Raw genomic sequence first — 21,160 nt, 5'->3', positions numbered from 1 at the left:
CCCGCGGAAGGCGTGGTCATTTGGCCAAACGGCGCTCCTGCTCCTTGAGCAGGGCTTCAAGCTCATCGTTGTGCCGCGCGAGGCGCTCGGCGTTTCGCTCCTCGTCCGCGGCGCCTGACTGCGAGGTGGCTTGTGCGGTGATCTGGCGGATGTTGTCGCGCAGAATCGCGATGCGATGGGCGAGCTCCGCAGAAGACATTGAACTAAGATCGGCCATGGTCGTTTTCCCCCGCTTGTCGTTCCCTTGCTGTGACCCCTCAAGGCGCAAATCCGGACGGCGCCGGACCGGCTTTGGTTATGCGGTCAGAAGGACTTCACTGCGTCTATATCATATTGCCCGGTCACCGGCATCCGGGCCAGGCGGGCTGGATCGATCGTCTTCAATGATCCCGCCGTTGGCGCCAAGCGGCTGTCCTATGTTAGCCTCATCGCCTGTCAAATCGCCTGCGCGAGGATCGAGGGCAGGGCTCATCGTGGGGGAACAGAACCAAGGGAGCTGTTATGGCCAACTATACGGTCGGGTTGAAAACCGGGGCGCGCACCAGGGCGCTCACGATCGAAGCCGAGGACGCATTGCTCGCGGCGCTGAAGAGCAAGCTCGAAAATCCAGAGGCACTGATCACCTATGTTCGCAAATCCAATCGACGTGGCGATCGTCGCCATCCACATGAGGGGCTGCGGAGCAAGAAAATCGCATAACGTATCTGGGGCGCAACGTTGATTTGCGCGGCGGCTCGACCCAGGAGGCGGGCCGCGAAAACTTGTGCGTCGCCCACCTTCTTCCACGTTCCGAAAGACCAGCCTGGCGGAACACACATGTTGACGGCAACCGCCGTCTTGAGCCGCGAAGCGGGCTCGGAATGGACAAGGCTTTATGGCATCCTTCCCCACATTGGACCGGTGGTGCGGCCCTATGATCAAGGGAGACTGTCATGTCCATGCATATGTTGCTGTGCAATTTCACCGACCAGGCGGTGCGCAATATGAAGGAGATGCCGACCCGTCGGGCGGCAGCGCGGGAAAAGGCCAAGAAGCTGGGCGTGGAGATCAAGGAGGCTTACCTTGCACTTGGCGCTTACGATTTCATGATCCGAGTGGATGCGCCCGATGATGAGACGCTCGCCAAATTCGTCCTGTCGCTGGCCGGCATCGGAGCGCTACGCACAACGACCGTGAGGCTCTTCACCGACGACCAATACGAGCAGATCGTGAACGGATTGGTGTGACCGCAGAGGCGCCGTCGGGGCCGGCTGTTTGCCGACGCTCGCCGGTCTCCAGAGCCGACGCTCGGAGCGGCGAGCCGGTCGGCCATCAGCAGCGCGTTTTATAAGCGGCCTCTTTCGTGGATGTCCGCGCGTGATGGCGTGCGCGGCGGGCGAGCCCGTTAATGACGTGACCCGGCGGCACGGCCCGTGTGACTCGAACCGGAACTGGGTCGTCCGCAGGGGGCGGGTACTATGCGCGAAGCGCGATGTTGCAATGCAACAAACACATGCCGCAATGCAGCAAGAAACGTCTAGACTGTTCTTCGAATCCTTCCGAGGAGAATGAACAGTGAAGAAGATTAGCTTGTCAATCGCAGCCGCCGCTTCCATTGCGGCTAGCAGTGCCGCCTTCGCCGCCGAGCGGCCGACCTATGAAGTGAACGGTTTTCCGGTCTCTCCCGTGCAGGTCGGCTTGCTGGGCGCCAAGAATGTCCAGGAGCAGCCGGCTGCATCCGCCGCCTCTCTCCACCAGCCGAGCATCCTGATGCCGCAGCGGAAACTGAAGACGGCGACCACCGCTCCCATCACCACCGGGGCCGGTCACTGAGTTCCATCCATCCAGAAGCAGGGCGGGTTGGCGAAGCGTAACCCGCCGACCTAACAGAGAAGCATGGCGGATTACGCTTTCCAGCATCCGCTATGCGCCAATCCCGCTCCCCCTTCAGAACGGCGCGCCTCAGATGTCCAGGCCGGGGCGGCCCATGGCGCCGGCCGGATACGCCACCGACGTATCCACTGAGATGACGAGATCGAATGCGGCGGCAGTGTCGGCGAAGTCGCCGAGCCTTGGCACAAGATCAATCACGTCTGGCGCAAGCCCGGCCAGGACCGAAGGCCGCGGCTCCTTCTGCAGGCTGTAGAGCTGCACACCCGGCGTGATGAGGCGCGGCATCACTGCCTGCGCCGTCAGCGAGCGATAGCGGTCCGCCTTGTGCGTGGGGCTGCCGGCCCAGACGATCCCGACCTTCAATGCAGCAACGTCGCGGAAGGCACGATGCCACTGCTCGACCCTTGCCGGACCTGCAGCACGATTGTCCTTCCCCTGGCCGCGACCATCGGCAGATAGCGTATGAACTGTAGGGCATCGCCGATCCCCTGTTCGGAAAACAGCAGCAGCGTGCGGCCCACGAACGACTCCCCTTGCCACTCCTGGCTGCTGAACCGCTGGATGGTCTCGGACAAGGCCTTGGATTTCACTCTCCAACGATACTCCGCGAAGCCATTTCGCAGATCGCCGCACATCAGCAGGAGGTGCGCGTGATTGGTGCGCACGAGCGCGTGGTCTGGCGCGAGCGCGAGGGTGCGATGCGAGAATGCAAGCGCCTCGTCGATCTCTCCCTTGTGTCGAAGGGCCAGCGGTCACCAAAGTGCCATCCTCTCGGCATTTCAACGCCCCATCTTTGTGCGCCACTTCTGCATTGCCCGTAGTCAGAGTGTGGTTTCGATGAGATTGTTAAGTCATAGTCTCGGATTACTCCTTCTCGCGACGGCGAGCGGCGCAGGCATGGCGCAGCAGACAACCGGCGCCATCAACCCGAACTCCACGCCAGATCAAACGCCCGCGCAGCAAGCAGCGCCGCAAAAAGGTAATTGCATGCCGATCGGCATCACGGCTGCCGGCGAAGTTGTCTTTCCATTCGAGTGCAAAGAGTTTCTCGACAGATACAAGGCCGACATGGACAAGTCGGCCACGGTGGGCGGTGCTCCCAACCCGCCCAGCAGCACAAGCGAGGTTCACGCGCCCGAAGCGGCGCCGGCCGCCTCCAAGGCGGCGACGCCTGCTACAAAGGACGCTGCCGACGAGTCGAGCAACAATGGAGCGGCCGCTGTGGCGAATGCTCCGGCCGCCCCGAAAGGCAAGACCGTCGGAGAGAAACCGAAGCCCGAGCGGAAGGTGGCTGACACCGACAGTGAGGCAACAGCACCTCGCGATGGGGCCGCAGGCAAGCGCAAGCACGAGAAGGGAAGCCCCGCCTGCATGCAGTTCCACTCCTACGATTCCGAGTCTGGAACGTATCGAGGCTACGACGGACAAGTGCATCCTTGCCCGCCCAAATAAAGCTTTGCTCAGTTAAGATTAATTAAGTTATCTCAATAATACTACCTCTGCGGGTGATATGCCGGAGGTTGAGTCTCCATGATCGAGGGTCGTATTGCGCCTCGTTATCGCGTCAACAAGCGGGCCACCATCGACTATGGTGGGGACAAATATCCGTGCACGGTTCGCGACATTTCCAGCACAGGCGCGGCGTTGGAGCTTCCGGACTCAATGATTATCGTTCGTCGCGTCAAAGAGTTCACGCTGCTGATCCCGGAAGATCGCTTGAGGCTGTCGTGCCGCGTCGTCTGGCAAAGGGATTTTCGAATGGGTGTTACCTTCGATTGATAGCTTAACAAGCGACGGCGGAAGCGTAACCCGCCGATCTCTTGAATGGAGTGGCGGATTACGCCTTCGCTCACCGGACCTATGCCCTGTTATGCCGCGCGGCTTTGCTCGGGCGGCAGACCGGCCGCGCCGACCTGGGTGAGCAGGGTGAGGAGGTCAAAATAGTGCGTGTCGTATTTGACCTTTTCACCCTCGATCTGCATCAACGAGCAAGCCGGCAGTTCCGCAACGCGGTTCGATGGGGGAATGGTCCCTGACGGCGTTTGCAAGGGGCCGGTGTGAGTGGCCTTCCATACGAGCTCGAGGACGGCGGTGTCGCCGACGGCCAGTTCACGGATAATGGTGCCCGTGGCGTCGGGGAAAGCGGTGGTCCAGCCTTGCAGGGCCTCGATGATCTGATCGGGGCCCTGGATGCGGCGGTTGGTGGCTTTCTCGTCATACACCGCATCAGGGGCATAAAGGTCTCTTATCCTGTCCCAATCCTTCTCGTTGAACGCGGTGATCGAGGCCTTCGCGATTTCAAGAACGTTCGCCATGACTTGCAATCCTTCTATCGGCGCCAGGAGAGGCTGCAACTGCGAGCGGCTGTATTCGCTCCGGCAAGGCGGTTCGGCGCGGAGCATCGCCTCACCATTCCATTGGTCTGAAAAGGAGTTGGCGGGTTCAAGCGCCGCGCGAACGCGCACCCCGATAGGGGTGAGGAGGAGCGCAATAGACCCAGCATCGGCGATTCAGCTCCTGTTCCGCAGCGAGGAAAAAAGTTGTCGCTGATGTCGGCACGCGAGCCGTTCGTTCGTCCTTTGCTGCGAAGGAAGAAACGGAGATGCCGAATGGCCGACCTGACGCTGACCACCTTCGATTGGGTTCCCAAGATGCCGCGGGGTTACGTGCGCGACTTGCGTGTGCGTTGGGCGCTGGAAGAGGCCGCCTTGCCCTATCGCGTCAAGAGTACCCCATTTGACCCTCGGAATGCCGAGCATCTCGCGCATCAACCTTTCGGCCAGGTGCCGTGGTTGATCGATGGAGAGATCTCGATCTTCGAGAGCGGCGCCATCCTGCTCCATCTCGGCGAGCGGAGTGAGGCGCTGATGCCTGCCGATCCGCGCCGTCGCAGCGAGGCTTTGCAATGGCTGTTCGCGGCGCTCAATTCGGTGGAGATGGCGAGCCTGCCTTGGTTGATCTTCAAGTTCTCTGGCGAGACCGCCGATACGCCCGGATGGAAGCGCTTGGACGCGTTCCTCAAATCGCGGCTCCAGCACATGGAGCCGGTCTTGGCAGCACGCGAATGGCTGGCCGGTACCTTCTCCGTCGCTGATATCCTCATGGCGGATGTGCTGCGCATTGTCGATCGGTTCGATGGGCTGGCGGGACATCCCGCCTGTCGTCACTACGTCGCGCGCGCCACGGCCCGTCCGTCCTTCGTCAAGGCACACGCAGACCAGATGGCGCATTTTGCTGCGGCAGACCGAGCGCGCAGCGCGCAATAGCGCCGGCGTATTGTGCCCAAAGGCGGGACGGGGGTAACGCTTCGCCTTCGCTCTGCGAGCCTTGGCCGACACGTTGCTGATCCGCGTGTGCACGTAGGCTTGCTAGCCGCAATTCCACGCCGGCCCGATCGGCGTCCAGGACCAGCACGGGCCGAAACTGCCGCCGTTGTAGCGCCCACGGTAAAATCCGGGACGGCCGAAATAGTGCCACTCGCCGTTGTACCAGTACTGCGGGGCATCGTCGGGCGTAGAGCGGATGGCTCCCTTCTCGCCAAACACCGGAACGTTGTTGTTGGGCGGCTGATGATAGCCGGGCAGGAAGCCATAGCCATGCCAGTGAGGCTTGTGACGTTTGTGCGCGGGCGCGGTGAACGCAACGGCCGGCAGGAGCGAGAGGAGAATGGCAGTCGATAGGAAGATCATGCGCGACATGGGTGTAAGATACGTGGTGTGCTGCTCTGATGCGACAATAAGGAGGGCGGGTTAGCGCAGCGTAACCCGCCGCGCGAAAAATGGCGGATCACGCTTTCGTTGATCTGTGCTGCGAGCTCATCCGGGCTAGGCTTGCTAACACCAATGGCGGTCCGCATGACACCTGATCGAGGGAATGCACGGCAATGAGAACCAGAGTTGCTTTGCTGGTGTTGGCGCTGCTTTGGACGGGGCAAGCGTCCCGTGCCGAGGACAGCGGCCCGAACCCGACGAACTACAAGATAGCCGGAGCGTGGTATAGCGTTGCGAAGGGCGATGCAGGGCGCGTTCGATGTGGACCCGTCAATTACAGTGCGGCGAAGGCTTTGCTGTACACAAGTCCGAATGCCAGTGAATTTCCGATCATCAATGTGTACGACGCGGAGAATCGCGTGATTGGGAGCATCTCATTTGGGCGTATTCCGGATGCGGTGTGTGCTTTCGACAAGATGTTCTTCAAGCCGGGTGGAGGCTAGCGCGTTAGCCCCTGGTGTAATGTCTCCGACGTCTGATTCACGCAGTGTCATTCCGGGGCGCCCGAAGGGCGAAGCCGGAATCTCCCGCCGTAATCTCCGGATTCCGGGTTCGGCGCTGGCACGCCGTCCCGGAATGACGAAATGAAGCGCCGGACTCACAACGCTAATTCCGGCCGTCGGCAGCAAGGCGCAGGAACTGGCGCTTCATCGCATTGACCCTGGCGAGATAGGCCGCGACGAGGTGATCGCCGCAGCGCTCGCCGGCCATCGTCTGAAAGCCACGGCGCACGAAGGCCCTGGCGGGACCTGCGCCGCAGAGATGGATGAATGCGGCCAGATCCTGCTTCTGCTGCGGGCTTGCCTTCGCATCGCCCGCGCGGGCGAGAACATCAGCGACATTGCGGTCCAGATACACGGCCGTCAGCTCGACGGCATGGCTCGGGATCGCGCGGATATAGAGGCTGGTGAACCCGCAGCCGGCGTCCGCGACAGCATTCCCGCGAATGCAGTAGCGCGCGGCCTCGGCGTAGGCTGCATCGGTCATCTGGTACAGGCCGACAGCGCTCGAGGCCGGCTGGTAGATTGCAAAAGGATTCAGGCTCAATCGCCAGCGCCAATAGGTGCGCGCCACCGGATTGCCTGTGCTTTCGACCTGCGCCAGCGCGGCCAGCAATTCGGGCGTGATCGTGCCGGTGGAATAGGTGCGGAAGAGCGATCCGTACTGCCGCCACGTCTCGGCCGGCTCCTTGTCGAGCGCGTTGCCGACGAAGAAGAACAGTTCGGTCGGCTTGTGGACCACGTGATAGACAAGGTTCGTCAGCGAGATGACCGCGAGAAGAACTGCCGCGGCGCCAACGATCCGGATCGCCCGCGGCGTTCTCCCCAGCTTGCCTCGCGCCCAACGCACGCTTCGCCTCAGGCGCAGGGGAGAGAGGAGGCTCTTGCTTTGTCTTGACATGGATCTTGCGCGAGAAGGACTTGGCGTAGCATGGATGGGCTCGGGCATCACGCTGGAAAAAACATGAGTTCACCTTCTCGCGGCGCATGTCGCGTCCGAGCTTTTGCGCCTTTGTCACGCTCTAGAGCAGAGGGCGCAGGGAAGACCGGGTGGCCGCTTGCACCCGGGGCCCCCGCGCGAAAAATTTGCGCGAGAGCGCGTTGACCACAGGTACAGGCGGAAAACACGCCGGCCTTCCCTGCGCGAGTGGTTTTACGGCTTACTTCGAGCTCTCCCCGGTGAACCAGCTTGTTTGCCACCGTCATCGGCGCGAGCGTTAAGCATCGTCGCCAACTTGGCGCCTGCATGGGCGCGCCAGGACCACACGACTTCGCCGTCCGCGATGCCTGCCGCTCGTCGATCGGCACGATCACGTCCACCGCATTCCGCTCCACGTTCGTGACGACGCGTACGTCCCTCTGCAAGGAAGCGGAACGGGAAGCAAGAAACATCAATTTCTGAAAAAACGAAAGAGAAATATTTTTGCGCCGGCATCTTGAATGCCGTCACAGGCCTTGATTCCGCTCGGCAAATTTCGATTTGCGCGCAGCGATTTTTGAATGCGAAAGCCAGGATGAATCGCGGCCGTCGCGCTCACGCTTGGCGGCACGCTGGCTGTGCACGGCGTTTCATTCCCGCAGAGCCTTGACCTCCGCGCGGAAGCCGCTGGTCGGCAGCGCCGGCATTTTGGCGAGATCGATGGAGAGGTCCTGTTCCGGTGTCTCCAAGTCGATGTCGCGTGCCAGCGTTCGCAGCATCGCCTTCATCACGTTGATGGTCAGCCATTCGCCGGCGCAGCGGTGATTGACGAAATGATCGCCTCCGCCTTGCGGAATCATTGTGAAGGGATCGCCAGGCCATTTGATGAAGCGCTCGGGACGGAACGCCATCGGCTCGTCCCATGATGCGTCATCATGACAGGTGCCGTAGAGGTCCAGCAGGAAGAGGTCGCCTTCATGGAAGTGACAGCCGCGCCAGTCGAACTGCGTTCGCGCCTTCCCGGCCACGAATGGAAAGAAGGGGTAGAACCGGCGGACCTCCTGCACAAAGGCTTCCAGATAGGTATCGTCGCTGCCGAGCCGCTGGCGGGCCTTGGGATGCTCCCTTAGCGCGAGCAGGGCAAAGGTCATGAAGCGCGCGATCGCGACGGTGGGCCGCAGGATGTTGAGCAGCTCAACCGCGGCAACCTCGGGACTGAGGAGTTCGCCGTCGAGATCACGGTGCACCGAGATCGCATGCAGGGCCGTTCCCTCCGCCGGCCGGGCCCGCCCGGCGCGCACGTCCTCGACGATCCCGCGCAGGAGACGTTCGGCCCCGTGACGCTCGACCCGCGCGATCCAGTTGGACGGCCCGACCGATCCGGCATTGTCGATCATCGCGCCGATGTCGACGGTGAGATCGGCAAGATCACTCTCATTCAAGTCTATGCCCGCCCAGCGACAGGCTGCGGCGCAGAGCACCTTTCGCAATTCGCCGTGCATGACCACGGCGCCATGCCCGATGAGGTGCCGCGCGTGATCGCGCAAGCCGCTGGACGCCAACTCGGCAATCTCCTGCAGGCGTCCCGCGGACATCAGCGACATCATCATTGCCTTGCGATGGTGATGTGCATCGGCATCGAGCACCGCAACACTGCCTTCGTCCTGCAACAGGTGCAGCACCGAATTCGGCAATCCACCCTGACGCGTGAAGCGACCCTGCTCATAGAACATCGCAGCCGCATCGGCGCCCCTGATACAGTAGAACGCACGTCCGAGCAGACGGGTGGAAAAGATGTCCGAATTGAACTTGCGACAGCGATTGGTGATGAAATTGTACCCTTCGGAAACAAGGGCGAGCGAGTGGTCGAGGCCGCCTTCGTCGGGAATGCTTGCCATTGTTCGAGGCTCCTATGGGCTGCCGAAGTCCAGAGGTGATTAGTCGCCGTCACCCGCGATCGCCCGCCGGACCATCCAAGCGTGGAATGCGCGATGGACGAACACCCTTCCGAGGCCCGCGTTCCACCAAGGAAACAGTTGCCGCACGGGCGCTAAGGTTGTTCGGAACAAAATAAGAACAAAAACTATTGCTTAACTATAGGTTGTCATGGTTGAACCATCGAGGTGAACGCGCATGGCTCAAGATTCCAAGATCGAATGGACTGATCACACGTTTAATCCATGGGTTGGCTGCACCAACATCAGCCCTGGTTGCGATCATTGTTATGCTGAGTCTTGGTCGAAACGTTCAGGTCTTGTGAAGTGGGGAAACCAACCGCGTCGCCGCACGTCCGAAGCCTATTGGCGGACGCCGCTTAAATGGCAGGCGGGAGCCGCATCGTTCATGGCGCGACACGGCCGGCGTCAACGAGTCTTTTGCGCGTCGCTTGCTGACGTGTTCGACAACAAAGCCGACAAGACTTGGCGTCGGGATCTCTTCGACTTGATCGAAGCTACGCCAGACTTAGATTGGCTTCTATTAACGAAACGGCCGCAGAATATTTTGAAGATGCTACCTCCCAATTGGCCGGCGAGTGGCAAGCCCAATGTATGGTTAGGCGCAACTGCTGAAAATCAAGACCATTTCGATCAGCGGTGGCCGGTCCTTGCGATGGTTCCTGCTGTGATCAGGTTCATCTCATATGAACCTGCAATCGGTCCGCTGCGGCTCCGGACGAGTGGCCCGCAGCCAGACTGGCTCATTTCTGGTGGCGAAAGCGGGCATGGCGCGCGTCCAATGCATCCGCAATGGGCTAGGGACATCGTCGCTGATTGCGAACGGTTCGGAGTGGCCGCTTTCCACAAGCAATGGGGTTCATTTCTGAACAACCCGCTCTGCTTTGAGATGGGGCTTTCAGCTAAGGAAGCTGAAGCCCTCGATGCGCACGGGAAGGGCGGGGGGCTGCTCGATGGGAGACTTTGTCGGAATTTTCCGGAGAACCGGAGGTTATCTATCATTGCCGCTTGACGAGAAGGATAAAGCTGCATCACAATCCTAAATTGTGAAGGGGCAACTAAACTTATTTGACGATCTGCCGCCGCCAGCAGATAAGCCGCTAAAGTTCAAACCGGCCGAACGCGCAATTTGGACGGAGAACAAAGCTAAGCTTATCGAGCGGTATCTTTTCTATTTCGTGCTTATTACGAAGCACGGGGCGTATATAGACGGCTTTGCGGGGCCCCAGTATTTGAAGCGAAGAGATGCTTGGGCGGCCAAGATGGTTTTGGAGTCCAAGCCGCCGTTTCTTCGCAATTTCTGGCTCTGCGAGTTGAATCCAAAGAGCGTTCAGATGCTCAGAGCATTGAAGGACGCTCAACCGTTCATCAAAAATAGAGCTATCGAAATCGTCCCGGGCGATTTCAACGCGAATGTCGCCAGTTTGCTCCAGACAAGTGGAATCGACGATTCCGTTGCCACCTTTTGTCTCTTGGATCAGCGCACGTTCGAATGTGAGTGGCAAACGCTCGTCACGCTCTCCAAACATAGGTCGGACTACAAGATCGAACTTTTCTATTTTCTTGCGACGGGTTGGCTTGATCGATCAATGGAGGGCATCAAAAACAAATCGATCCTCGAAAAATGGTGGGGGCGTCCAGATTACGCTCAACTTCGAGGAATGAATTCGTTCGATCGCATGAACCTCTTTTGCACGCGCATAAGCGAGGAACTCGGCTATAAGCACGCATACGGTTGGCCGATTTACAGCCGCGAGCGTGGAGGGCGCGTAATGTACCATATGATTCACGCGACTGACCACGATGAGGCACCAAAAATCATGAATCGTGCCTATCGTAATGCTCTGAGGCAGAGGGAAGACCTAAGATTGCTCCAACGAGATCTCTCCCAACTGTGGGGCACCGCTAACGACATCCCGGGGAAGGAAGGGATGTAGCCATTAGGGCGGGTTAGCGCAGCGTAACCCGCCGATCCGTCGGATGGAATGGCGGATTACTCCTTCGTTAATCCGCCCTACGGCGCTACACTTGCTGCGAAACCCATCATCATCGCGAACCGCAATTCATGGGTATCGCTTCACTCCACCCCTCCTACGGGCCAGTTCGCAACGTAATCGATTGATCGGCTAAGTCGCCCATGAAGAATAGCAAGGCAGTGCGTTCAGAAGAATCTGCCAACGACCATTGTGGTACCGCCCCAGGCTTCGACGAGGTAACCGACATGAGCTTAAAATCGACTGGCTTGTCGAATACCAAGAATATCGCATAGCTCGTAGAAATTGGCTTTGAACCATCGCTCGGCTGAAGTTTCGACACCGTGTAATTCCACCTCCACAAATTCTCGCTACTTGTAAGTGTAGGCTGCTTATTTGGATCGGAGGGAAACTGGATGACAGCGCTTCCGGCAGAAGCGCGCTCACTGGGCGATGATTTACTTGAAGAATCGGTCTTACCGGAAGCCGGAATATTGCGAAATGTGGTAAGTTGCTGGTTTTGGATATCGATGGTTTTACCGAGCAACTCTATAGTAGCATCTTTGGTTTTCAGATGCTCTCGTCGATGTCGATCTTAGTATCGTATCGGAATGACAACAAAAACCACATTCCAACTGCGATCAGCGTAACACTAGAAAATACAGCAGCCGAAAAATGCGCGGGAGCATTTCGGATATGCTTCCGCTCGGTCAAAATTGAATCCCACCACCCCATGATTACGCGTTGCTTTTTGCTGTTGGAAGGCTGCCCCCTTTAGCACAAATATAACCTTGGGTTGAACCCGAATTGAATGTCTGCACAAGAGCAAAGGGCAGCCTCTCGGCTGCCCTTTTTGGTTCATGAATGCCCGGGACAAGCCCCCGGGGAACTGACGGCTGCCCTCACGAACACCCCGTCGTCGCCCCGCACGTATCGCACTTCATGCACGTGCCGTTCCTTACCAGGGTGAAGTTGCCGCACTCCGAGCACATCTCGCCTTCGTAGCCTTTGGCTTTCGCTTCGGCGCGGCGTTCGGCCTTGGTGGCGACGTGGGTGGTGGCGGTGCCGGGCTTGCTCCATTGCAGGGCTTCCAGCTTCTCGGTGGGCGAGAGGTCGTGGCTCACCTCGTGCTTGAGTGCCGCGGCACCTTCCACCGCATCACCAGCGCGATTGGCGCCGCCGTGGGAGGAGAGGGCGGTCACTCTATTCGACCCCCCTCCCTCGGCCTGCGAGGGAACGTTACCGCCCCCGCGCATCACCACCAGGTTATCCGTGCGCGAGCGGGTGAGGCCGCGCGACAGATATTTCGCCGCCTGGGTGGCTGCGCCGCCATCGTCCGGGGTCTTGCCTTCCTCGACGCCCTTGCCGAGCGCGTCGAAGCCGGTCTCGTTGGGATCGACATGGGCGAGGTCGAAGCGGGACAGGTAGCTCACCGCGAGCTCGCGGAAGACGTAGTCGAGGATCGAGGTTGCGTATTTGATGGAGTCGTTGCCTTGCACGGGGCCCGCGGGCTCGAAGCGGGTGAAGGTGAAGGCGTCGACATATTCCTCCAGCGGCACGCCATATTGCAGGCCGAGCGAGACCGCGATCGCGAAGTTGTTGATGAAGGAGCGCAGCGCCGCGCCTTCCTTGTGCATGTCAATGAAGATTTCGCCCAGACGCCCGTCGTCATATTCGCCGGTGCGCAAATAGACCTTGTGGCCGCCGACGACCGCCTTCTGGGTGTAGCCCTTGCGGCGATCGGGCATCTTCTCGCGCTCGCGCATCACGACGATGCGTTCGACCAGCTTCTCGACGATCTTCTCCGAGACCTGCGCGGCACGCGCGGCCATCGGCTTCTCGTAGAGCGCTTCCACCGCATCGTCCTCGTCCTCATCGTCGCTGATGAGCTGCGAGTTGAGCGGCTGCGACAGTTTCGAGCCGTCGCGGTAGAGCGCGTTGGCCTTCAGGGCGAGCTTCCAGGACAGCATATAGGCTGCCTTGCAGTCCTCGACCGTGGCGTCGTTCGGCATGTTGATGGTCTTGGAGATCGCGCCGGAGATGAAGGGCTGCGCCGCCGCCATCATGCGGATGTGGCTTTCGACCGACAGATACCGCTTGCCGATCTTGCCGCAGGGGTTGGCGCAATCGAACACCGCATAGTGCTCCGGCTTCAGGTGCGGGGCACCTTCCACCGTCATGGCGCCGCAGATGTGCACGTTCGCCGCCTCGATCTCGCGCTTGGTGAAGCCGAGCGCCGCGAGCAGGTCGAAATTGGGCGCGGCAATCGCCTCCGGGCCGATGCCGAGCTGGTCGCGGATGAAGTCCTCGCCAAAAGTCCATTTGTTGAAGGCGAACTTGATGTCGAAGGCGGTCGGCAGCGCCTTTTCGACCTTGGCGATCGCCTCGTCCGTGAAGCCTTTGGCCTTCAAGGTCGTGACGTTGATGCCGGGGGCGTTGGCGAGCGAGCCGTGTCCGACGGCATAGGCCTCGATCTCCGCGATCTCGCTTTCGCGATAGCCGAGCGCGCGCAGCGCTTCCGGCACGGCGCGGTTGATGATCTTGAAGTAGCCGCCGCCGGCGAGCTTCTTGAACTTCACCAGCGCGAAGTCGGGCTCGATGCCGGTGGTGTCGCAATCCATCACGAGGCCGATCGTCCCCGTCGGCGCGACCACGGTGACCTGCGCGTTGCGATAGCCGTTCTGCTCGCCGAGGGAGAGCGCATCATCCCAGGCGGCTTTCGCGTGCGCGATCAGGTCGGCTTGCGGGCAGGATGCGTGATCGAGCGGCACCGGGTTGACCGACAGCGCCTCGTAGCCGGCGGAGTTGCCATGGGCGGCGCGGCGGTGGTTGCGGATCACCCGGAGCATGTGGGCCGCGTTCTTCTTATAGCCCGGGAAGGTCCCGAGCTCGCCCGCCATCTCGGCGGAGGTCTTGTAGGCGATGCCGGTCATAATGGCGGTCAGCGCGCCGCAGAGGGAGCGGCCTTCCTTGGAGTCGTAGGGCAGGCCCATGGTCATCAGGAGGCCGCCGATATTGGCAAAGCCGAGGCCGAGGGTGCGGAACTCGTAAGACAGCTCGGCGATCGCCTTGGACGGGAATTGCGCCATCAGCACGGAGATCTCGAGCACCAGCGTCCAGAGCCGGCACAGATGCTCGTAAGAGCCGACGTCGAAGCGCTTGGTCTGCGTGTCGTAGAAGGTGAGCAGATTGGCCGAGGCGAGGTTACAGGCGGTGTCGTCCAGGAACATGTATTCCGAGCAAGGATTGGACGCACGGATGTCGCCGGACGCCTTGCAGGTGTGCCAGTCGTTCATCGTGGTGTTGAAGTGCAATCCCGGATCGGCGGACGCCCAGGCGGCGTAACCGATCTTCTCCCAGAGATCGCGCGCCTTCAGCGTCTTGGTCACCTTCTTGTTGGTGCGCCCGATCAGACTCCAATCGCCGTCGGTCTCGACCGCGCGCAAAAAATCGTCCTTCAGCGAGACCGAGTTGTTGGAGTTCTGGCCTGATACGGTGAGGTAGGCCTCGCTGTCCCAGTCGGTGTCATAGGTATCGAACTGGATGTCCTTGTAGCCTTGCTTGGCAAACTGGATCACCCGCTTGATGTAGTTGTCGGGCACCAGCGCGCGGCGCGCGAGCTTGATCTCGCGGCGCAGCGCTGGGTTCTTTTCCGGATCGAAGCAGTCGTCGCCGGAGCCCTCGCAATTCACGCAGGCCTTCATCACGGCCTTGAGGTGCTTCTGGTTGATCTTGGAGCCGGTGACGAGGGCGGCGACCTTCTGCTCCTCCTTCACCTTCCAGTCGATATAGGTCTCGATGTCGGGGTGATCGACGTCGACCACCACCATCTTGGCCGCGCGGCGCGTGGTGCCGCCGGACTTGATCGCGCCCGCCGCGCGGTCGCCGATCTTGAGGAAGCTCATCAGGCCTGAGGAGCGGCCGCCGCCGGAGAGCTTCTCGCCTTCGCCGCGAAGCTTGGAGAAGTTCGAGCCGGTGCCGGAGCCATATTTGAACAGGCGCGCCTCGCGCACCCACAGGTCCATGATGCCGCCCTCGTTGACGAGGTCGTCCTCGATGCCCTGGATGAAGCAGGCGTGCGGCTGCGGATGTTCGTAGGCCGATTTGGACTTGGTCAGCTTGCCGGTCTTGTGATCGACGTAATAATGGCCCTGGCCGGGGCCGTCGACGCCATAGGCCCAGTGCAGGCCGGTGTTGAACCATTGCGGCGAGTTCGGCGCCACCATCTGCATGGCGAGCATATAGCGCAGCTCGTCGAAGAACGCCTGTGCGTCCTCTTCGCTGGAGAAATAGCCGCCCTTCCAGCCCCAATAGGTCCAGCAGCCGGCGAGGCGGTCGAACACCTGCTTGGCCGAGAGCTCGCTGACAAAGCGCTCATTCTCGGGCAGCACTTGCAGCGCCTCGGTATCCGGCACTGAACGCCAGAGCCAGGAGGGCACGGTCTCTTCTTCGACCCTCTTCAGGCGCGCGGCGACGCCCGCTTTACGGAAATATTTCTGCGCGAGCACGTCGGAGGCGACCTGCGACCAGAAGGCGGGCACCTCGACATTATCCAGCCGAAACACCACCGATCCGTCCGGATTCTTGATCTCGGAGGTCGTCTGGCGGAAATCGATCCGCGCGTAAGGTGACTCGCCTGCTTTGGTGTGGCGACGTTCGATTCGCATTGTCGTGCCCCGTCTTCTCTTTGACCGGACCGCTGACCGGCGGCCGGTTCAGTTTTTTAAACCTTACGCGAACCTCCCAGGCCGCCGAGCTTTCGCTCTGCGGTCGTTCGTTTCGCATGCTCAAGCCGGTGAGTTTCCCGGCCCGCCTCTCACGGCGCGCGATCGACCAGGATCGATCCCGCACCCGGCACGTCCCTTTGAGATCCCACCCCGGAATCTCGGACCATGCGTTCAACGCCCCAACGCTTCACGCGATACGCTTCTAGGGCCGTTTCGGCCTCGTTTTAGCGCCCCGGATTTCCCCAGAATCAGGGCAGACAAGCCCTTCACCCGTTGCCTCGACCGGCGGACGGAGTGGTCATTCTGGAACCCTTGTGGGAGCGACCGGCGGGGACCCAAAACACACTCGCGCCGAACGGATTGGAGGCTAGGACGCTCCGTTGCGCCCGTCAAGGACTAGTGCGACTTTCTGAATCAAACACTAAATATGGTGGAAAGAGGGGGGATAACAGGGGCCAATGCCGCGCCTGTGATGGCCGCAAGTATCAGTGAGTCCAACAGGATTCGCCAAGCTAAAAAATATCCCCAAGGGGTCCCGCCCGGGCGTTGCCCGCCCTTTACACAGGGCGAGATTTTGTGGGGCGCAAAGCCTTGCGTTTGTAAGACTCAAACGTAAGGCAACGGGTAGGTCTTGGCTGGCATGTCCGTGGACGTATGGTGGAAGGCCCGCAAGGGCGCCAAAGTCGCGCCGCGATTCCTCGACCTTAGCTTCTCTTCCATGACAGAATCAGCGCCAAAGGCGGCGCGGGCACGGATTGCGCCCGCCGGGCTTGCCTTCCTCGCGATCACCTCGATCGGCTGGGGCTTCAATTGGCCCGCGACCAAATTCCTGCTCTCCGAACTGCCGCCGCTGACGCTGCGCGGGACCACGGGCGTGGTCGGCGCGGTGCTTCTGGCCGTGCTCGCGCTGATGCGCGGACAGAGCCTGCATGTTCCGATTCAGCTTTGGCCGCGGCTGGTGGTGGCCGCCACCCTCAACGTCACCGGCTGGATGGTGCTGATGGGGCTCGCGCTGCTATGGCTGCCGGCGAGCGAAGCGGCGCTGATCGCCTACACCATGCCGGTCTGGGCCGCCGCGCTCGCCTGGCCAGTGCTCGGGGAGCGGCCGACCCTGCTCCGCGGCATCGCGCTGGTGATGGCTTTCGCCGGGCTCGCGGCGATCATGGGCGGCAACGGGTTTAACGCGAGCCTGGCAAAACTGCCGGGAATGGTCATGGCGCTGTGCGGCTCGATCGGCTTTGCGGTCGGCACCGTGCTCGCCAAGCGTTGGCCGGTCAAGCTGCCGCCGATTCCTTCCGCCGCCTGGCAGATCGGAATCGGCTGCCTGCCGGTCGCGCTGGTGGGGCTTGCGATCGAAACCACGCATTGGGCGGCGGTCACGCCGATCGGCTGGGCGCTGTTGTTCTATTCCACCGTGGTGCAGTTCTGCATCGCCTATGTGAGCTGGTTTGCGGCGCTGACGCGGCTGCCCGCCTCGATCGCGGCGATCGGCACCATGGCGGTGCCCGTGATCGGCGTGCTCGCCTCGGCCTTGGCGCTGCATGAGCCGCTCGGGGCGGGTCAGATCGGCGCGCTCGTGCTCACGCTCGCCGCGGTGGCGCTGGCAACCCGCAGTTGAGGCAAAAAAAGAACGGCGCCCGAAGGCGCCGCTCTCATTTCATCTGGGATTCCGGCTCACGGGCAGGGGTGCCGCAGGCCGTCATAGCCGAGATAGGTGCCGCTCGCCGGATCATACGACCGATAGCGCTGCGCGCAGTAGCTCGCATCGCCGCCGACCGGAGCTACGACCGTCACGCCCGCGTCGTAATAATCGGGGCCGTAGTCGCCATAATAATAGTCGTCGTCGTAATACGGCCCGCCGCCGTAATAGGCGTAGCTACCCAGTGCCGCGCCCGCCGCAAACGCCGCGCCCGGCCACCAGCCCCGGTGATGCCATCCGCCGCCGTGCCAGCCGCGCGGACCGCCGTTCCAGGCCGTCGCGCCGCCGCGCCAGCCGCCGCCTGCGCCCGGAGCTGTTGCAACCGCACCGGCGCCGGGGCCGAATTTCGATCCGCCCATTGCAGCATAGCTGCCGCCGACTCGGCCGCCGGTAAAACCGCCGCCGCCACCAAAGTGCGCGCCACCGCCGGCCATCCCGCCACCGCCGCCGATGCGGGCGCCACCGCCGCCGCCCATCCCGCCGCCGCCCACGTGGCCGCCGCCACCACCGCCACCAAACTTGCTTTGGGCGAGGCTCGGGCTTGCTAAGGCAAGGGACAGCGCGAGGGCCGTTGAGGCGCTCAAAAGGCCGAATTTACGCATGATAGGAGCTCCATTGACGTGAGGCGCGACGTGATGTGCATTTAATTGTCCGTCTGCGGTAATGTTCCCTGGCGGGCATGCGACATGTTGAGCCGGATCAAGCATCGCAAATAGTTGATCCAGGCGTTGACGCCTTCGGCTCGACTGGACAATTCGGCCTTCGGATGGCAAACAGCGGCAAATCAAGAGGTTGCCCGCCGCATGAAACAATTCCTGCTGAAATTCTTCACCTGGTGGAATGGCCAGACCTTCGGCACGCAACTCTGGACCTGGCGGTTTGGCGAACTGGTCGGTCAGGACGAGCAGGGCAACCGCTATTACCGCACCCGCGGCGGCAAGATCGACCCGGTTCTGCATTTTGAGCGACGCTGGGTGATCTATAACGGGCTCGCGGAAGCCAGCCGCGTTCCGCCATCATGGCACGGCTGGTTGCATCACGTCGTCGACACCCCGCCGACCGAGATCGACTACAAGCCGCGCGAATGGGAAAAGCCGCACGTGCCGAACCTCACGGGCACGCCGTTTGCCTATCGGCCATCCGGCTCGACGCTTGCCAGTGGCAAGCGGCCCAAGGCGACCGGCGACTACGTGCCGTGGACGCCGGGTAGCTAGACTAGGCCTGCCGGGCTCCCCTTTGCTTCGAAGAATTCCGCCGCGCGTGGTGCAGCGCGCGCAAGCGTCGTTGCGGCGCGTGGTGGCCTGTGAACAACGGTAACAGCGGGGACAGCGTGTAGGCGCGCATTGTGCTCTACGCGTGGTTGTGGCTTCATGCACCCATCTTACGGAGATGGGAGACCATCGCGTCGGTTCGGGTGCCAGTATCGCGACTGCCCCGATTGCAGCAGCGGATGCCGAGTAGGACCGGGCTGGGAGATAGGCCCCTGGCGAACGAGGTTCTGAAATCGCCCGCCAATGTGCGTCCACCGTAGGAAGGAAAGGCCGCCCGGGAAACCGGGCGGCCTTTTTCTTTTGGCGTCTTTTGGCGTCGCGGGCTTCACGCCCTGGCGGCGTGCGCCGAGACCCGCGCAGCCGCGCGTGCAACGGCTTCGGCGCGGCGCGCCTTGAACGGCGCGATACGTTCATTGACCAGCGCGAGCACCTCTGAAGGCGCCGTGTCCGGCGATCCTGCATTGAACGGCGGGGCCGGATTATACTCCATGCGCAGTTGGATTAGTTCCGCGATCCGACGATCGACGAGATGCGCGACCAGCGTCAACGCAAAGTCGATCCCTGCAGTGACGCCGCCGCCGGTGATGCGGTTGCGGTCGACGCAGACGCGCTCCTTGCTCGGAATCGCGCCGAACGCGGCAAGATGCTCGCGCGCCGACCAGTGCGTCGCGGCGCGATAGCCGGACAGCAGCCCGGCGGCACCGAGCACCAGCGATCCCGTGCAAACCGAGGTGATGAACTGGGCGTGCTGCGCTTGCTTGCGCAGGAAGGCCAGCACCTCCTCGTCATTGACCATATCGTCTGCGCCGGCGCCGCCGGGGACGCAGATCACATCGAGTTGCGGGCAGTCCGCAAAGGTGATCGTCGGCGTCAGCGTCAGCACGGAGTCGCTGGTGATCGGCTCGATGCGTTTCCAGACCAGATGCAGCTTCGCGTTGGGAACGCCGGCGAACACCTGCACGGGGCCGGTGAGATCGAGCTGGGTGAGCTTTGGAAACAGCAGAAGACCGATTTGCAGGGGAGCGGACATCGCAAGGACCTCCTCAAAGATTGCGCTTGACGGCAACAGCGTGCCATGGTGGGTTTTCGTCTTAAATGGCTAACTTCCCTCATTTTAAGACACGGGCGCAGAGATGATCGGCATATTGATCTTTCCCGATTTCCAGTTGCTCGATGCGGCGGGGCCGATTTCGGTGTTCGAAATCGCCGGCCGCTTCGCCAAGGCGCCCGTTCCGATCAAGGTCATCGCCGCAAAGCCGGGGCCTGTGCGGTCTTCAGCCGGCGTGGAGATGCTGGCGCGCAAATTCGGCGCGCCCTCCGCGCTCACGACGCTGATCATCGCGGGCGGCGAGGGCGTCGATGCCGCCGCAGCCAGTAAGTGCACGCTGCAATTCGTGCGTGCGGTGGCGAAACGCGGCGTCCGCGTCGCCAGCGTCTGCTCAGGCGCCTTCATTCTCGCCGAAACCGGCCTGCTCGATGGCAAGCGCGCCACCACGCATTGGCGGCGCACCCGGCAATTCCTGGCCGCCTATCCGAAGGTGAAGCTCGAGCCTGACCAGATCTTCGTCCGCGACGGCAATATCTGGAGCTCGGCCGGCATCAGCGCCGGCATCGATCTGGCGCTCGCGATGGCGGGTGAGGACTTCGGCGAGGAGGTCGTACAGAAGACCGCGCGCCAGCTCGTGCTCTATCATCGCCGGAGCGGCGGGCAGTCGCAGTTTTCCTCGCTGCTGGAATTGAAGGCGCCGACCGGGCGTTTCGGTGCGCTGCTGACCTGGGCGCGCGAACATCTCGACCAAAAGCTGACGGTAGAGGATCTCGCCGAGCGCGCCGGCATGAGTTCGCGGCATTTCACCCGCGCTTTCATCGCGGAGACAGGCACCACGCCCTCGAAGGCGATCGAGCGCTTGCGCATCGAGGTGGCGCGCTCGCGCGTGCAATCCTCAAGCGAAGCGATCGAGCGCGTCGCCGAAGTCACGGGCTTCCGCGATCCCGAACGCATGCGCCGTGCGTTCATCCGCGCCTTCGGCCAGCCGCCGCAATCGTTGCGGCGGGCGGCCAAGGAAAACATGCTTCAGCCCTGATCCTTCGGCAAAATTCTAAAGCGCGACGGGGTTAGGTCGAAACGCCATCGCGCTTTAGATTCTTGTTTGAGCATGATCTTTTCGGAAAACCGCTTCACACTTTTCCGGATCATGCTCTANTTCTACTGAGTCAGAAAGTCACAGTGTTGGCCCGCAATGAATCCGGTANTTGGGGGAGGTTGCGATCAGCGGAAGGGACTGAGGATGGCTCGCGGGGGGTTGAAGAGCAGCGAATCGCGATTTGCCGCTTATGTCGATGGCCTGGTGAGCGTGATTGGGCACAAGGATCGAGCGCAGCCGCTTCGGGACTATTGCGCGGGGCTGATGCTGCCTTGTGAGCGCAAGAGCGTCGAGCCGATTGCAGCCGTGACGGCGCCTGGGCGGGTGGCG

Annotated in this window: 24 protein-coding genes and 1 pseudogene; 14 read left to right on the top strand and 11 right to left on the bottom strand. The window is 61.6% G+C overall.

Features of this window, described 5'->3' with window-relative positions; all coding sequences use genetic code 11:
• Positions 1 to 16 precede the first annotated feature (16 nt).
• Positions 17 to 217 (bottom strand): hypothetical protein, encoded by a 201-nt coding sequence (locus F758_RS0123625; protein ID WP_024510189.1) that lies wholly within the window; start codon positions 215 to 217, stop codon positions 17 to 19.
• Positions 218 to 501: 284 nt separating this feature from the next.
• Between F758_RS0123625 and F758_RS0123620 the strand changes: the two genes are divergently transcribed.
• The 3 genes from F758_RS0123620 (at position 502) to F758_RS0123610 (ending at position 1,812) form a co-directional block, all read left to right on the top strand.
• A complete protein-coding gene (locus tag F758_RS0123620) occupies positions 502 to 699 on the top strand; it encodes a hypothetical protein (protein WP_024510188.1) in 198 nt (65 codons plus the stop codon).
• 233 nt (positions 700 to 932) lie between these two features.
• A complete protein-coding gene (locus tag F758_RS0123615) occupies positions 933 to 1,226 on the top strand; it encodes a GYD domain-containing protein (RefSeq protein WP_024510187.1) in 294 nt (97 codons plus the stop codon).
• 328 nt (positions 1,227 to 1,554) lie between these two features.
• Positions 1,555 to 1,812, top strand: coding sequence for a hypothetical protein (locus F758_RS0123610; RefSeq protein WP_024510186.1), 258 nt, complete (start codon positions 1,555 to 1,557; stop codon positions 1,810 to 1,812).
• A gap of 129 nt (positions 1,813 to 1,941) precedes the next feature.
• On the opposite strand, the gene F758_RS53015 is transcribed toward F758_RS0123610, so the two are convergent.
• Both F758_RS53015 and F758_RS53010 read right to left on the bottom strand, forming a co-directional pair.
• Positions 1,942 to 2,235, bottom strand: a complete 294-nt coding sequence (locus F758_RS53015; protein WP_024510185.1) for a hypothetical protein — start codon at positions 2,233 to 2,235, stop codon at positions 1,942 to 1,944.
• Entirely contained in the window at positions 2,232 to 2,462 is a 231-nt protein-coding gene (locus F758_RS53010) for a hypothetical protein (protein WP_198026550.1), read from the bottom strand. The genes F758_RS53015 and F758_RS53010 overlap by 4 nt, the downstream gene beginning before the upstream one ends.
• A 307-nt stretch (positions 2,463 to 2,769) precedes the next feature.
• On the opposite strand from F758_RS53010, the gene F758_RS46625 reads away from it, so the two are divergent.
• Together F758_RS46625 and F758_RS0123590 are read left to right on the top strand one after the other, a co-directional pair.
• Positions 2,770 to 3,324 (top strand): BA14K family protein, encoded by a 555-nt coding sequence (locus tag F758_RS46625; RefSeq protein ID WP_024510183.1) that lies wholly within the window; start codon positions 2,770 to 2,772, stop codon positions 3,322 to 3,324.
• A gap of 78 nt (positions 3,325 to 3,402) precedes the next feature.
• The gene (locus F758_RS0123590; RefSeq protein WP_024510182.1) at positions 3,403 to 3,651 is read left to right on the top strand and encodes a PilZ domain-containing protein; all 249 of its coding nucleotides are present in this window, start codon (positions 3,403 to 3,405) and stop codon (positions 3,649 to 3,651) included.
• Positions 3,652 to 3,740: 89 nt separating this feature from the next.
• Here the strand turns inward: F758_RS0123590 and F758_RS0123585 are convergent, their stop codons facing one another.
• Positions 3,741 to 4,274 carry an ester cyclase gene (locus F758_RS0123585; RefSeq protein ID WP_157450125.1) on the bottom strand — a complete coding sequence of 178 codons (534 nt, stop codon included), beginning with the start codon at positions 4,272 to 4,274 and terminating at the stop codon, positions 3,741 to 3,743.
• Positions 4,275 to 4,481: 207 nt separating this feature from the next.
• Between F758_RS0123585 and F758_RS0123580 the strand changes: the two genes are divergently transcribed.
• Complete coding sequence (locus F758_RS0123580; protein ID WP_024510180.1) at positions 4,482 to 5,138, top strand: glutathione S-transferase family protein; 657 nt, start codon at positions 4,482 to 4,484, stop codon at positions 5,136 to 5,138.
• 102 nt (positions 5,139 to 5,240) lie between these two features.
• Here the strand turns inward: F758_RS0123580 and F758_RS0123575 are convergent, their stop codons facing one another.
• Positions 5,241 to 5,570, bottom strand: a complete 330-nt coding sequence (locus F758_RS0123575; protein ID WP_024510179.1) for a hypothetical protein — start codon at positions 5,568 to 5,570, stop codon at positions 5,241 to 5,243.
• 185 nt (positions 5,571 to 5,755) lie between these two features.
• Between F758_RS0123575 and F758_RS0123570 the strand changes: the two genes are divergently transcribed.
• Positions 5,756 to 6,085 (top strand): hypothetical protein, encoded by a 330-nt coding sequence (locus F758_RS0123570; RefSeq protein ID WP_024510178.1) that lies wholly within the window; start codon positions 5,756 to 5,758, stop codon positions 6,083 to 6,085.
• 163 nt (positions 6,086 to 6,248) lie between these two features.
• Here the strand turns inward: F758_RS0123570 and F758_RS0123565 are convergent, their stop codons facing one another.
• Positions 6,249 to 7,043, bottom strand: a complete 795-nt coding sequence (locus F758_RS0123565; protein ID WP_024510177.1) for a transglycosylase SLT domain-containing protein — start codon at positions 7,041 to 7,043, stop codon at positions 6,249 to 6,251.
• Between the two features lie 288 nt (positions 7,044 to 7,331).
• On the opposite strand from F758_RS0123565, the gene F758_RS0123560 reads away from it, so the two are divergent.
• Positions 7,332 to 7,544: a hypothetical protein gene (locus F758_RS0123560; protein WP_024510176.1), complete on the top strand. Its 213-nt coding sequence runs from the start codon at positions 7,332 to 7,334 to the stop codon at positions 7,542 to 7,544.
• A gap of 167 nt (positions 7,545 to 7,711) precedes the next feature.
• Here the strand turns inward: F758_RS0123560 and F758_RS0123550 are convergent, their stop codons facing one another.
• Entirely contained in the window at positions 7,712 to 8,959 is a 1,248-nt protein-coding gene (locus F758_RS0123550; protein ID WP_024510175.1) for a cytochrome P450, read from the bottom strand.
• Between the two features lie 235 nt (positions 8,960 to 9,194).
• On the opposite strand from F758_RS0123550, the gene F758_RS0123545 reads away from it, so the two are divergent.
• Together F758_RS0123545 and tcmP are read left to right on the top strand one after the other, a co-directional pair.
• Positions 9,195 to 10,028, top strand: a complete 834-nt coding sequence (locus tag F758_RS0123545) for a DUF5131 family protein (RefSeq protein ID WP_024510174.1) — start codon at positions 9,195 to 9,197, stop codon at positions 10,026 to 10,028.
• A gap of 34 nt (positions 10,029 to 10,062) precedes the next feature.
• Complete coding sequence (gene tcmP / locus F758_RS0123540; RefSeq protein ID WP_024510173.1) at positions 10,063 to 10,953, top strand: three-Cys-motif partner protein TcmP; 891 nt, start codon at positions 10,063 to 10,065, stop codon at positions 10,951 to 10,953.
• Between the two features lie 154 nt (positions 10,954 to 11,107).
• On the opposite strand, the gene F758_RS49770 is transcribed toward tcmP, so the two are convergent.
• The gene (locus F758_RS49770) at positions 11,108 to 11,536 is read right to left on the bottom strand and encodes a hypothetical protein (RefSeq protein WP_157450124.1); all 429 of its coding nucleotides are present in this window, start codon (positions 11,534 to 11,536) and stop codon (positions 11,108 to 11,110) included.
• 355 nt (positions 11,537 to 11,891) lie between these two features.
• On the bottom strand, positions 11,892 to 15,656 hold the full coding sequence (locus F758_RS0123535) for a vitamin B12-dependent ribonucleotide reductase (protein ID WP_024510172.1): 3,765 nt from the start codon (positions 15,654 to 15,656) through the stop codon (positions 11,892 to 11,894).
• 778 nt (positions 15,657 to 16,434) lie between these two features.
• Between F758_RS0123535 and F758_RS0123530 the strand changes: the two genes are divergently transcribed.
• A complete protein-coding gene (locus F758_RS0123530; protein ID WP_024510171.1) occupies positions 16,435 to 17,334 on the top strand; it encodes a DMT family transporter in 900 nt (299 codons plus the stop codon).
• Between the two features lie 56 nt (positions 17,335 to 17,390).
• Here the strand turns inward: F758_RS0123530 and F758_RS0123525 are convergent, their stop codons facing one another.
• Positions 17,391 to 18,017, bottom strand: a complete 627-nt coding sequence (locus F758_RS0123525) for a BA14K family protein (RefSeq protein WP_024510170.1) — start codon at positions 18,015 to 18,017, stop codon at positions 17,391 to 17,393.
• Between the two features lie 201 nt (positions 18,018 to 18,218).
• On the opposite strand from F758_RS0123525, the gene F758_RS0123520 reads away from it, so the two are divergent.
• On the top strand, positions 18,219 to 18,629 hold the full coding sequence (locus tag F758_RS0123520; RefSeq protein WP_024510169.1) for an NADH:ubiquinone oxidoreductase subunit NDUFA12: 411 nt from the start codon (positions 18,219 to 18,221) through the stop codon (positions 18,627 to 18,629).
• Positions 18,630 to 19,011: 382 nt separating this feature from the next.
• On the opposite strand, the gene F758_RS0123515 is transcribed toward F758_RS0123520, so the two are convergent.
• Complete coding sequence (locus F758_RS0123515; RefSeq protein WP_024510168.1) at positions 19,012 to 19,716, bottom strand: DJ-1/PfpI family protein; 705 nt, start codon at positions 19,714 to 19,716, stop codon at positions 19,012 to 19,014.
• A 103-nt stretch (positions 19,717 to 19,819) separates the two neighbouring features.
• Between F758_RS0123515 and F758_RS0123510 the strand changes: the two genes are divergently transcribed.
• The gene (locus tag F758_RS0123510; protein WP_024510167.1) at positions 19,820 to 20,770 is read left to right on the top strand and encodes a GlxA family transcriptional regulator; all 951 of its coding nucleotides are present in this window, start codon (positions 19,820 to 19,822) and stop codon (positions 20,768 to 20,770) included.
• 204 nt (positions 20,771 to 20,974) lie between these two features.
• A pseudogene (locus F758_RS51980) lies at positions 20,975 to 21,160 on the top strand (IS701 family transposase); the annotation flags it as partial.

It is taken from the genome of Bradyrhizobium sp. ARR65 (genome assembly GCF_000472385.1).
Classification (GTDB): domain Bacteria; phylum Pseudomonadota; class Alphaproteobacteria; order Rhizobiales; family Xanthobacteraceae; genus Bradyrhizobium.
This window is presented reverse-complemented; position numbering and strand designations above follow the sequence as displayed.

What these genes read in the sequence shown, in the direction of transcription:
- F758_RS0123625 (WP_024510189.1), bottom strand. Translation starts at nt 217, where the DNA reads ATGGCCGATCTTAGTTCAATGTCTTCTGCGGAGCTCGCCCATCGCATC.
- F758_RS0123620 (WP_024510188.1), top strand. Translation starts at nt 502, where the DNA reads ATGGCCAACTATACGGTCGGGTTGAAAACCGGGGCGCGCACCAGGGCG.
- F758_RS0123615 (WP_024510187.1), top strand. Translation starts at nt 933, where the DNA reads ATGTCCATGCATATGTTGCTGTGCAATTTCACCGACCAGGCGGTGCGC.
- F758_RS46625 (WP_024510183.1), top strand. Translation starts at nt 2,770, where the DNA reads ATGGCGCAGCAGACAACCGGCGCCATCAACCCGAACTCCACGCCAGAT.
- F758_RS0123590 (WP_024510182.1), top strand. Translation starts at nt 3,403, where the DNA reads ATGATCGAGGGTCGTATTGCGCCTCGTTATCGCGTCAACAAGCGGGCC.
- F758_RS0123585 (WP_157450125.1), bottom strand. Translation starts at nt 4,274, where the DNA reads ATGCTCCGCGCCGAACCGCCTTGCCGGAGCGAATACAGCCGCTCGCAG.
- F758_RS0123580 (WP_024510180.1), top strand. Translation starts at nt 4,482, where the DNA reads ATGGCCGACCTGACGCTGACCACCTTCGATTGGGTTCCCAAGATGCCG.
- F758_RS0123575 (WP_024510179.1), bottom strand. Translation starts at nt 5,570, where the DNA reads ATGTCGCGCATGATCTTCCTATCGACTGCCATTCTCCTCTCGCTCCTG.
- F758_RS0123570 (WP_024510178.1), top strand. Translation starts at nt 5,756, where the DNA reads ATGAGAACCAGAGTTGCTTTGCTGGTGTTGGCGCTGCTTTGGACGGGG.
- F758_RS0123565 (WP_024510177.1), bottom strand. Translation starts at nt 7,043, where the DNA reads ATGTCAAGACAAAGCAAGAGCCTCCTCTCTCCCCTGCGCCTGAGGCGA.
- F758_RS0123550 (WP_024510175.1), bottom strand. Translation starts at nt 8,959, where the DNA reads ATGGCAAGCATTCCCGACGAAGGCGGCCTCGACCACTCGCTCGCCCTT.
- F758_RS0123545 (WP_024510174.1), top strand. Translation starts at nt 9,195, where the DNA reads ATGGCTCAAGATTCCAAGATCGAATGGACTGATCACACGTTTAATCCA.
- F758_RS0123535 (WP_024510172.1), bottom strand. Translation starts at nt 15,656, where the DNA reads ATGCGAATCGAACGTCGCCACACCAAAGCAGGCGAGTCACCTTACGCG.
- F758_RS0123530 (WP_024510171.1), top strand. Translation starts at nt 16,435, where the DNA reads ATGACAGAATCAGCGCCAAAGGCGGCGCGGGCACGGATTGCGCCCGCC.
- F758_RS0123525 (WP_024510170.1), bottom strand. Translation starts at nt 18,017, where the DNA reads ATGCGTAAATTCGGCCTTTTGAGCGCCTCAACGGCCCTCGCGCTGTCC.
- F758_RS0123520 (WP_024510169.1), top strand. Translation starts at nt 18,219, where the DNA reads ATGAAACAATTCCTGCTGAAATTCTTCACCTGGTGGAATGGCCAGACC.
- F758_RS0123515 (WP_024510168.1), bottom strand. Translation starts at nt 19,716, where the DNA reads ATGTCCGCTCCCCTGCAAATCGGTCTTCTGCTGTTTCCAAAGCTCACC.
- F758_RS0123510 (WP_024510167.1), top strand. Translation starts at nt 19,820, where the DNA reads ATGATCGGCATATTGATCTTTCCCGATTTCCAGTTGCTCGATGCGGCG.